The sequence below is a fragment of the Bacillus sp. NTK074B genome, assembly GCF_017303375.1.
Taxonomy (GTDB): domain Bacteria; phylum Bacillota; class Bacilli; order Bacillales; family Bacillaceae_B; genus Rossellomorea.
In genome coordinates this window covers 1-10,856 of sequence record NZ_JAFKOH010000025.1, presented here as the reverse complement: position 1 = coordinate 10,856, position 10,856 = coordinate 1, and the positions used below count along the sequence as shown (strand labels likewise).

6 protein-coding genes and 12 tRNA genes are annotated in these 10,856 nt (G+C 44.3%); 17 read left to right on the top strand and 1 reads right to left on the bottom strand.

Features of this window, described 5'->3' with window-relative positions; translation table 11 throughout:
* The 17 genes from JI667_RS21155 (at window position 1) to JI667_RS21075 (ending at window position 9,772) form a co-directional block, all read left to right on the top strand.
* Window positions 1-77, top strand: a tRNA-Met gene (locus JI667_RS21155).
* Between the two features lie 4 nt (window positions 78-81).
* Window positions 82-158 (top strand) — tRNA-Ile (locus JI667_RS21150).
* 17 nt (window positions 159-175) lie between these two features.
* Window positions 176-268, top strand: a tRNA-Ser gene (locus tag JI667_RS21145).
* Between the two features lie 23 nt (window positions 269-291).
* Window positions 292-365 (top strand) — tRNA-Met (locus JI667_RS21140).
* Between the two features lie 178 nt (window positions 366-543).
* Window positions 544-620: transfer RNA gene (locus JI667_RS21135), tRNA-Asp, on the top strand.
* Window positions 621-637: 17 nt separating this feature from the next.
* Window positions 638-713: transfer RNA gene (locus JI667_RS21130), tRNA-Phe, on the top strand.
* A gap of 23 nt (window positions 714-736) precedes the next feature.
* Window positions 737-812, top strand: a tRNA-His gene (locus tag JI667_RS21125).
* A gap of 17 nt (window positions 813-829) precedes the next feature.
* Window positions 830-903 (top strand) — tRNA-Gly (locus JI667_RS21120).
* A 9-nt stretch (window positions 904-912) separates the two neighbouring features.
* Window positions 913-989 (top strand) — tRNA-Ile (locus JI667_RS21115).
* A gap of 9 nt (window positions 990-998) precedes the next feature.
* Window positions 999-1,073: transfer RNA gene (locus JI667_RS21110), tRNA-Asn, on the top strand.
* A gap of 8 nt (window positions 1,074-1,081) precedes the next feature.
* A tRNA-Ser gene (locus JI667_RS21105) sits at window positions 1,082-1,172 on the top strand.
* Window positions 1,173-1,176: 4 nt separating this feature from the next.
* Window positions 1,177-1,248 (top strand) — tRNA-Glu (locus JI667_RS21100).
* Window positions 1,249-1,830: 582 nt separating this feature from the next.
* Window positions 1,831-3,690 (top strand): 1,4-alpha-glucan branching enzyme, encoded by a 1,860-nt coding sequence (gene glgB / locus JI667_RS21095; RefSeq protein ID WP_206858434.1) that lies wholly within the window; start codon window positions 1,831-1,833, stop codon window positions 3,688-3,690.
* Between the two features lie 16 nt (window positions 3,691-3,706).
* Window positions 3,707-4,864 (top strand): glucose-1-phosphate adenylyltransferase, encoded by a 1,158-nt coding sequence (locus JI667_RS21090; protein WP_211201365.1) that lies wholly within the window; start codon window positions 3,707-3,709, stop codon window positions 4,862-4,864.
* Between the two features lie 42 nt (window positions 4,865-4,906).
* Window positions 4,907-5,935 carry a sugar phosphate nucleotidyltransferase gene (locus JI667_RS21085; RefSeq protein WP_206858429.1) on the top strand — a complete coding sequence of 343 codons (1,029 nt, stop codon included), beginning with the start codon at window positions 4,907-4,909 and terminating at the stop codon, window positions 5,933-5,935.
* A complete protein-coding gene (gene glgA / locus JI667_RS21080; protein WP_206858427.1) occupies window positions 5,932-7,377 on the top strand; it encodes a glycogen synthase GlgA in 1,446 nt (481 codons plus the stop codon). Before JI667_RS21085 ends, glgA begins: the two co-directional genes overlap by 4 nt.
* The gene (locus JI667_RS21075) at window positions 7,367-9,772 is read left to right on the top strand and encodes a glycogen/starch/alpha-glucan phosphorylase (RefSeq protein ID WP_206858425.1); all 2,406 of its coding nucleotides are present in this window, start codon (window positions 7,367-7,369) and stop codon (window positions 9,770-9,772) included. The genes glgA and JI667_RS21075 overlap by 11 nt, the downstream gene beginning before the upstream one ends.
* Window positions 9,773-9,809: 37 nt before the next feature.
* Here the strand turns inward: JI667_RS21075 and JI667_RS21070 are convergent, their stop codons facing one another.
* Window positions 9,810-10,592, bottom strand: coding sequence for a TraR/DksA C4-type zinc finger protein (locus JI667_RS21070; RefSeq protein WP_368077926.1), 783 nt, complete (start codon window positions 10,590-10,592; stop codon window positions 9,810-9,812).
* Window positions 10,593-10,856: the final 264 nt, after the last annotated feature.

The window sequence follows — 10,856 nt, the reverse complement described above, 5'->3', positions numbered from 1 at the left end:
GGCGGTGTAGCTCAGCTGGCTAGAGCGTACGGTTCATACCCGTGAGGTCGGGGGTTCGATCCCCTCCGCCGCTACCAATAGGGACCTTTAGCTCAGTTGGTTAGAGCAGACGGCTCATAACCGTCCGGTCGTAGGTTCGAGTCCTACAAGGTCCACCAAGTACCATTTTCATTACGGAGGAATACCCAAGTTCGGCTGAAGGGATCGGTCTTGAAAACCGACAGGGGTGTAACAGCCCGCGGGGGTTCGAATCCCCCTTCCTCCTCCATATTACCTTTTTACTTATATCGTCGCGGGGTGGAGCAGTTCGGTAGCTCGTCGGGCTCATAACCCGAAGGTCGCAGGTTCAAATCCTGTCCCCGCAATACCATTTTTGACTCGATTGTGAATTGAGAAGTATCTATGTTGCAATGAGTCACGTATGGATAGTTATTTTTGCTAGCGCAAGGTAATGAAAGTTATTTTTGCTAGCGCAAGGTAATGAAAGTTATTTTTGCTAGCGCAAGGTAATGAAAGTTATTTTTGCTAGCGCAAAAAAACTTTGGTCCGGTAGTTCAGTTGGTTAGAATGCCTGCCTGTCACGCAGGAGGTCGCGGGTTCGAGTCCCGTCCGGACCGCCATTTTCTTTTTACATAGTGGCTCAGTAGCTCAGTTGGTAGAGCAATGGACTGAAAATCCATGTGTCGGCGGTTCGATTCCGTCCTGAGCCACCATTTTTCTATTTAAATACGTTATGGCGATTGTGGCGAAGTGGTTAACGCACCTGATTGTGGTTCAGGCATTCGTGGGTTCGATTCCCATCAGTCGCCCCATATTTACTTAAACATTTGCGGGTGTAGTTTAGTGGTAAAACCTCAGCCTTCCAAGCTGATGATGAGGGTTCGATTCCCTTCACCCGCTCCAATTATATATGGGCCTATAGCTCAGCTGGTTAGAGCGCACGCCTGATAAGCGTGAGGTCGGTGGTTCGAGTCCACTTAGGCCCACCATTCTATTATTCCGCAGTAGCTCAGTGGTAGAGCTATCGGCTGTTAACCGATCGGTCGCAAGTTCGAATCTTGCCTGCGGAGCCAATTAATATGGGGAAGTACTCAAGTGGCTGAAGAGGCGCCCCTGCTAAGGGTGTAGGTCGGGCAACTGGCGCGAGGGTTCAAATCCCTCCTTCTCCGCCATTAAGGCCCATTGGTCAAGCGGTTAAGACACCGCCCTTTCACGGCGGTAACACGGGTTCGAATCCCGTATGGGTCATTATGTAAAGACTATCATTGTTGATAGTCTTTTTTTTATATTAAATCAAGTCTATGGTATGTCCAATTGAATATAGAGCGATAAAGGGTTCATCTTGAGCGGCTTTAAATTGAAATGCCTGTTCCTAGCTGGTGACTATGATCTCGCTTTTATTCACGACTTTCCCCATGTATATTATCGACTTCTGCAGTTTTCTCTTCATCTCCATTTTCTTCTCATAAAAATAAGATTATATGAACAGCCAAAATTAAATATCCATAATGATCAAAATTCCTCCATTCGACATCGCAATCCCTTCCCACAACTGTTAAAACTCATACGATATCCCGTAATTCTTCTATATTTTTTGTGAAATTCATTTACTATTATAAAAAAAACTTTCGACAAATTCCCCTATGGATTCTTCATGATTCCCCTATGTTTTTACAATGTAAACCTTACCATTTTAAATTAACTTCCAAATAGGTCATTTTTTCATCTATGCATGTAGTAAATTGTCGTAATTGAGCGACGATTAGAAAGAGGATTTTAGTGATCTTGTTAGAAAGTAGTTAAGTAGATTGAAAAAATGTAGGTGAGATGATGAACGCAATGACCATAACCGATTATGATGTTTTTTTGTTCCATGAAGGTAATTTACAGCAGGCCTATCAGTTTATGGGTTCTCATGTTAGAAAGGATTCTACAGGAACCTATACAGAATTTTGCGTTTGGGCACCGAAAGCAAGACATGTTTCACTGGTGGGATCCTTTAATCAGTGGAACGGGAGCGGGTATGACCTGAAAAGAAGAAATAGCGAAGGTTTGTGGACGATTCGTGTGGATAAGGATTTATCGAACGAAACGTATAAGTATGAAATCACCACACCATCTGGTACTAAGAAACTGAAGGCGGATCCTTATGGATTTGCCTCTGAAAAGCGCCCTCATACGGCAAGCATCGTGTATGAGCTGGAGGGCTTTTCCTGGGAAGATGAGAAGTGGATAGAAGACCGTTCTGCTAACACGATCTACGACCAGCCTATGTCGATTTATGAAGTGCATTTGGGTACATGGAAGAAAAAATCCGGGAAATTCCTTTCTTATAAGGAATTAGCGGAGCAGTTGATTCCTCATGTGAAAGAGGCGGGTTTCACTCATATCGAACTGCTGCCAGTCACGGAGCATCCTTTTGACCGGTCCTGGGGATATCAGGGTACGGGTTATTATTCTCCTACCAGCCGGTATGGATCGCCACATGAGCTGATGGCATTTGTGAATGAATGTCATTTACATAATATTGGCGTGATTTTGGATTGGGTCCCGGGACATTTTTGTAAGGATGCACACGGGTTATATGAGTTTGATGGTTCGTTTGCCTATGAATATAGTGAGGAAAGGGATCGCGAGAATTATACGTGGGGAACGGCAAATTTTGATCTTGGAAAAGGGGAAGTGAGAAGTTTCCTGATCTCCAATGCCCGTTTCTGGATGGATAAGTATCATATCGATGGCTTCCGGATCGATGCAGTGGCCAATATCATTTATTGGGCCAATCAGGGACAGATGGCCCCGAATGAAGGTGCTATACAGTTTCTGAAAAACTTGAATAAGGCTGTGTTTGAATATGATTCTTCGATTTTGATGATTGCAGAGGACTCTACGGACTGGCCACAGGTGACTTCTCCTGTGCATTATGGAGGGCTTGGATTTAATTACAAGTGGAATATGGGATGGATGAATGACGTCCTTAAATATATGGAAACCGATACGACTGAAAGAAGGCATGTACATTCTCTTATTACTTTTTCATTGTTATATGCCTATTCAGAGAACTATGTACTTCCTTTCTCACATGATGAGGTGGTACATGGGAAGAAGTCATTATTGAACAAGATGCCGGGGGATTACTGGCAGAAATTCGCACAATATCGTTTACTCTTAAGCTATATGATGGCTCATCCGGGTAAAAAGCTTTTGTTCATGGGAAGTGAGCTTGCTCCATTTTCAGAGTGGAAAGATCTTGAGGAATTGGATTGGGATTTACTGGATTACGAATATCATCACAAATTCAATTCATATTTTAAAGAGCTTATGCATTTATATAAAGGCGCTGAACCATTATTCCAGATGGATCATCGTTCAGAGGGCTTCGAGTGGGTGGATGTGAATAATGCTGAACAGCAGATTTTTTCCTTCATTCGTTATGGGATTGAACGGGAGGAGCATCTGGTGGTGATCTGCAATTTCAGTCCCCATGTGTATCACCAATATAAGGTGGGAGTAAATAAGGTTTCTTCTTATGAAGAGATTTGGAATAGTGATGATGAGCGATTTGGTGGTTCACACCAGGTCAACCCCGAACCGCTTGCCGTTCACAATGAGATGTACCATGGAAGAGAAGGATATGTGGAAATGACGATTCCACCTTATGCAGCCGTTTATTTAAAACCAATTGATTGAAAGGGGAGAGAAAGTGATGGGAAAAGGTAGATGTGTGGCCATGTTATTAGCAGGTGGAAAGGGGAGCAGATTAAGTTCATTGACGAAAAGTCTGGCGAAACCCGCCGTACCATTTGGAGGGAAATACCGAATCATTGATTTCACCCTGAGCAACTGTACGAATTCAGGAATCGATACGGTAGGTGTCCTTACCCAATATCAGCCACTTGTATTGAATTCATATATCGGAATCGGGAGTGCGTGGGATCTTGACCGTAAAAACGGTGGTGTGACCGTGCTGCCACCATATGCTGAATCGTCTGAAATGCGCTGGTATACAGGGACGGCTAGCGCCATCTATCAAAATATGAATTACCTCGAGCAATATGATCCGGAGTACGTTTTGATCCTGTCGGGTGATCATATTTACAAGATGGACTATAGTAAGATGCTTGATTATCATATCGAGAAGAAAGCGGACGTATCGATCTCAGTCATTGAAGTGGGGTGGGACGAAGCGAGCCGTTTCGGACTTATGAATACGAACGAAGAGATGAGAGTCACAGAGTTTGAAGAAAAACCGGCTTTCCCTAAGAGTAATCTGGCTTCGATGGGAATCTATATTTTTAACTATTCCGTCCTGAAGGATTATCTCGAGATGGATGAGCGCAATCCTGATTCCAGTCATGACTTTGGAAAGGATGTCATCCCTCTCCTCCTCGATGAGAAGAAGAAATTGATGGCTTACCCGTTCGAGGGCTACTGGAAGGATGTCGGTACGGTTAAGAGCCTGTGGGAAGCGAATATGGATCTGATCGACGAGGAAAATGAATTGAACCTGTTTGATCATGATTGGAGGGTGTATTCGGTTAATCCGAATGAGCCGCCTCAATACATTGCAGGTGATGCTGTTGTAGAAGGGTCGCTTGTGAATGAGGGATGTACGATTGAAGGAACGATTCAGAAGTCAGTCCTCTTTCAGGGCACGACAGTGAAAAAAGGGGCGCATGTCAGCCGATCAGTCATTATGCCGGATGCAGTCATCGGTGAGAACGCGTATATCGAGCAGGCGATCGTGCCTTCGGATGTGAAGGTACCGAGCGGGCTGTGTATCATGCCTGAAGAGGGGTCCGATGAAGTCATCCTCGTGACGGAATCATTCATTGAAACTCTGCTGGAACAAGAAAGAGTGTAAGATTCAAGACCGACATTACAACATTAGAGGAGGAGAAGTGTTTTGAAAAATACAATGCTTGGTGTTATTGATGCTACGAGTTACTATGATTCGTTGGAGGATTTGTTGCTGCATCGCTCATTAGCCGCACTTCCGATTGCAGGTAGGTACCGTCTGATCGATTTTGTCCTTTCCAATATGGTGAATTCCGATATCGGTTCCGTTGCTATTTTTCCCAAGTTTCAATACAGATCCCTGATGGATCATCTGGGATCGGGAAAGAACTGGGATCTGAACCGGAAACGGGACGGTTTGTTTTTCTTTCCTGCACCGGGACTGGAAGCGAATGAAGAAGGGGTGGGTTCTTTTAACCACTTTGCCCATCATATGGACTATTTTAAACGCAGTACACAGGAATATGCTTTGATCAGCAATTGCTTTACGTTATGTAATATCGATTATCAGCCCGTACTCGAACGTCATATCCGTATTGGGTGTGATATCACGGAAATACGGCATAAGGGGAACTCTTTAGACATGTACTTAGTCAAAACGTCTACACTTATAGATTTGATCGTTAAGCGTCCTGAAACGGGCTATACCTGCATGCAGGATGTCGTAGAGGACATGGACAGCGGATTTAAGATATGCGGTTATGAACATGAAGGATTTGTTCAAACCATCGATTCGATTGAAGGATACTATGATGCCAGCATGAAGCTGATGAATCTATCCTACTGGAAAGAGCTGTTTAAGAAGGAAATGCCTATCTTTACGAAAGTAAAGGATGAACCGCCGACACGCTACATGTCAATGGCAAGCGTGAAAAATAGTATCATTGCCAATGGATGTTACATTGAAGGCCAAGTGGAAAATTCCACGATGTTCAGAGCCGTGAAGGTTGGAAGAAACACGAAGATTTCAGGCAGCATCATTATGCAGAAGAGCCAAATTGGAGATAACTGTGTACTAGAGAATGTGATCTTGGATAAAGATGTGAGAATTGAGGACGGCGTCAAGCTTATCGGAGATCCAAACAATCCAATTGTCATTCGCAAAGGGATGATTCAAGGAGCGCTGATGAATTCGTGAAAGTGTTATTTGTAGTATCGGAGTGTGTCCCATTCATCAAATCAGGAGGCTTGGCTGACGTCGCAGGCGCTCTGCCTAAGGAATTAAGAAGTTTAGGGACCGATGTCAGGGTAATCTTGCCGAAATACGGCGGGATTTCTCAAGAATTCCGCTCTAAAATGAAACGGAAGAAAGAGTTTTTCGTGCCAGTCGGGTGGCGGAATCAATATTGTGGCATTGAAGAGTATATAGAAAATGGAGTAACGTATTATTTTGTCGACAATGAGTATTATTTTAACCGGGACCGTCTGTATGGATACTTTGATGACGGGGAGCGGTTTGCGTATTTTACAAGGGCTGTGCTGGAAAGCATTGCTGTCCTTGATTACTATCCTGATGTAATTCATTGTCATGACTGGCATACAGGGATGGTTCCTTTCCTACTCCGAAGCGAATATCAGGAACGCCCCGGTTATTCATTTATCCGCAGTGTGTTCACGATTCACAATCTTCAATTTCAAGGGATTTATCCTAAACAGGTGATGACGGATTTATTAGGTATTCCTGATACGTATTTTCATCATGAATACTTAGAGTTTTATGGAAATATCAATTTCATGAAAGGGGCTCTCATTTCTTCGGATTTTATCACAACGGTGAGTCCTACGTATAAAGAGGAAATCCTAACGCCTTACTATGGGGAAAAGCTACATAATATCCTGGGTCAGCGATACAACCAATTATTGGGCATCGTCAATGGAATCGATGATGAAGTGTATAATCCCGATGACGGAGAATTTCCTTATTTCAGCGGCAATCTTCATGGGAAGAAGCAGGCGAAGCGTCATCTGCAAACAAGTCTGGGACTTGAGGAGAATGAAGGGATTCCTCTTGTGTCCATCATTTCAAGACTGACGAACCAGAAGGGGCTTGAACTGATCAGGGGCGTATTTCATGAAATGATGCAGGAAAATGTCCAGTTTGTCCTCTTGGGAACAGGGGATTGGGAATTTGAACAATTCTTCAGGGAGATGGAATGGACGTACCCTGATAAAGTGAGGGTGCAGGTCGGCTTTAATGAGGAGCTGGCCAAGCAGATATACTCTGCCAGTGATTTGTTCCTGATGCCTTCCAAGTTCGAACCTTGCGGCCTGGGGCAATTGATTGCGATGAGATATGGTGCCCTGCCGCTTGTCCGCGAGACAGGAGGATTGAATGATACGGTACAATCTTATAATGAAGAGACGATGACAGGCAATGGCTTCTCATTCAAGAACTTTAATGCTCACGACATGCTCTATACCTATAGAAGGGCCCTGACCTATTTCTACGAAGATCCGGAAACATGGAATCATATTGTACGGACCGCAATGAATAAAGATTATAGTTGGGCCCAATCGGCCTTTAAGTATAATCAACTATATGCTGACCTGGTATCAAGGAGTGAAAGTCATGTTTTCTGATCCGATTGAATTTAAAGAAATGTTTCTTAAGAAGCTTGAGATGATGTATGGAAAGACATTTCCGGAGTCCACCAGTCAGGATCAGTTCTTCACATTGGGTCACTTGGTCCGTGAATATATCTCGATGAACTGGATCCATACGAACGAGCAGTACCGGTTCAATAAACAAAAGCAGGTGTATTATTTATCTATTGAATTCCTGCTCGGGCGCTTGCTTCGCCAGAATCTGATGAATTTAGGGATTTACGATATCGTGGAAAAAGGACTTCAGGATCTTGGTATCGACCTTGCCGATATGGAAGAGGTCGAGCACGACGCAGGTCTTGGTAATGGGGGCCTCGGTCGACTGGCTGCCTGTTTCCTGGATTCACTGGCTTCCCTGAATTTACCCGGACATGGCTATGGAATCCGCTACAAACATGGATTATTCGAACAAAAGATCGTCAATGGGTTTCAGATGGAGCTTCCTGAACAATGGTTGCGTCACGGTCATGTATGGGAGGTCCGGAAGTCGGATCTAACTGTAGAAGTGCCTTTCTGGGGGAAAGTGGAGTCGTATACGGAAAAGGACGTCTTAAGGTTTCGCCATGTTGATGCAGAAATCGTAGCGGCCGTCCCTTATGATATGCCTGTTGTTGGGTATGAAACGTCCACGGTCAATACCCTGCGTCTGTGGAGTGCCGAGCCTGCTGCCTATAAAGCAGGTAAGGATATGATGAAATACAAACGAGATACAGAAGCGATCACCGAATTTCTTTATCCTGACGATACCCATGAAGAAGGTAAGATTCTGCGCCTGAAGCAGCAGTATTTCCTGGTATCGGCAAGCATCCGTTCCATTCTGGATTCCTATTTATATCGAAACGGGGATCTGAAGGAACTGCATGAACATATAGCCATTCATATCAACGATACCCACCCGGTTCTTGCCATACCAGAGCTGATGAGAGTGCTCCTGGATGAATACTCATTTGAATGGGAAGAAGCGTGGGAGATCACGACGAATACTTTTGCTTACACGAACCATACGACTCTGTCAGAGGCTTTGGAGCGATGGCCGATCCGCATATTCCAGCCACTCCTGCCCCGCATTCATATGATTGTCAACGAAATCAATGAGCGGTTCTGCAGGGAATTGTGGAAAGAGTATCCAGGTGATTGGAAAAGGATAGAGGAGATGGCGATTATCTCCCATGATGAAGTCAAAATGGCCCATCTGGCGATTGCTGGAAGCTTCAGTGTGAATGGGGTAGCGAAGATTCATACGGAAATTTTAAAGCAAAGGGAAATGAACTTATTCTATCAATATTACCCTGATAAATTTAATAGCAAAACGAATGGAATCACGCATAGGCGGTGGCTCCTAAATAGTAATCCGTCCTTATCGAAACTGATTACATCATCGATCGGGGATGAGTGGATTAAAGACCCTGCAAAACTTGTGAAGCTGAAGGATTACCATCATGATACAGCATTCTTGAAGGACTTATATGATGTGAAGCAGGAGAATAAATTGAAACTTGCCGAACGGATCTTTGAAAGCAATGGTATCGTAGTAGATCCTGCATCCATCTTTGATATACAGGTGAAGCGGCTTCATGCGTATAAACGGCAGTTGATGAACGTTTTACACATACTTCATTTATATAATCGCTGTGTTGAAGATCCGGGGTTTGACTTCCATCCACGAACATTCATTTTCGGGGCAAAGGCGTCCCCGGGTTACTATTATGCTAAGAAAATCATAAAATTGATCCACTCTGTTGCTGATCTCGTCAATGATCATCCACTGGTGAAAGGCCGCATCAAAGTCGTATTCCTTGAAAATTACCGTGTGTCACTGGCGGAAGAGATCATACCGGCGGCTGACTTATCCGAGCAGATTTCAACGGCCAGTAAAGAAGCGTCCGGTACAGGGAATATGAAGTTCATGATGAACGGGGCCCTGACCCTGGGGACACTGGATGGAGCCAATATCGAGATCCTGGAACAAGTCGGGAATGATAACATCTTCATATTCGGCTTGACCGCTGAGGAAGTAATGAAATACCAGCATCATGGCGGCTATTACGCCATGGAGTATTTCCACTATGATACAAGGATCCAGAAGGTGTTGAATCAATTGATTGATGATACCCTTCCAAATGCTGGTGATCATTTTGAAACCATTTATGATTCGTTATTGACGGAGAACGATCAATTCTTTGTGCTCCGGGATTTCGATTCCTACGTAAGGGTTCATGATCAGGCAGGAAAGGCATACGAAAACAAGGAGCATTGGTCCCGCATGTGTCTTCAGAATATTGCTAACTCCGGCTACTTCTCGAGTGACCGTACCATCGAGCAATACGCGAAGGATATTTGGGGCATTGCCCATGGAAGTTTGACCAATTAGAAAAAACCGCCTGGAAAAGTGATCCCAGGCGGTTCTTTTATTTTTTCTTCTTATCGGAAATGTAGCTGTCCCCGTCTTTATAGGGGATGTCCCCAATCGTTGATTCCATATCATTCTCATCGAGCATATCTTCATATTCTTCATGGGTCTTCGATGGATAGGCTTTACGGTTCGACCCTTCCATATCTGTGCCGACAAAAGACTCGAAATCTTCGGTGAAGCCTTCTGAAGTGTCTTCATCCTGATACAGGTCGGAATAATCTTCATGGTCTCCTTCAAAGTCGGAAGGGGTTTCGGATGTACCGAATCTGCCCACTTCCTGGAAACTGTCCTGATCATCACGCACATTTCCATCTGTTTCATGTCTGAATTCATTATCTACAGGAGGCTGCAGTACTTCTTCCTCCACAGGTCGATCCTGAGGGGTAGACTGCTCCGGAGTATGGTCCCTGCAATAAAGGGTCGTTGGGATGACTTCTAACCGTTCATATGGGATTTCCTTTCCGCATTCCTTACATTGACCATACGAACCGTCTTCCATTGCGTGGAGGGCCTGTTGAATCTTATCAAGCTCAAGCTTCGAATGGTCATCGATGGCGAAGTCTTTTTCCCGCTCGTATAATTCGGTTCCCATATCGGCCGGGTGATTATCGTAAAGGGAAAGTTCTCCTGAGTTATCACGTTCATTTGTATGGTGAAGATTATCTAAATCCTGATGTAAATGTTCTTGTAACTGCTTTTCCTGTTGAACCAATTCTTGTTTGAGTGTCTGTTTTTGGCTGTCTGTTAGCAATTTCTTCACATCCTTTGTTATGTTCACTGAAATCTTGTCCTAACCATACTTTATCCGAAAGTGGGCTTGTTAAAACATAAAAGGTTTTTTTCGTAAATATGGGGCTGACCAACTAGTGAGTGCTGGTTGATTTCCGCTGCAGGTGCTCGCTTTCCGCGGGGCGTGAGTTGAGCCTCCTCGGGCTAAAGCCCTGTGGGGTCTCAACTTTCACGCGTTTCCCGCAGGAGCTATTCCTGTGAGGTGAGAATTCATCTATTGCATAAAAAAAGACCCTCCGTTATGATGCAGGTG

Coding starts and splice junctions, on each gene's coding strand:
- glgB (WP_206858434.1), top strand. CDS start 1,831: ATGAACGCAATGACCATAACCGATTATGATGTTTTTTTGTTCCATGAA.
- JI667_RS21090 (WP_211201365.1), top strand. CDS start 3,707: ATGGGAAAAGGTAGATGTGTGGCCATGTTATTAGCAGGTGGAAAGGGG.
- JI667_RS21075 (WP_206858425.1), top strand. CDS start 7,367: ATGTTTTCTGATCCGATTGAATTTAAAGAAATGTTTCTTAAGAAGCTT.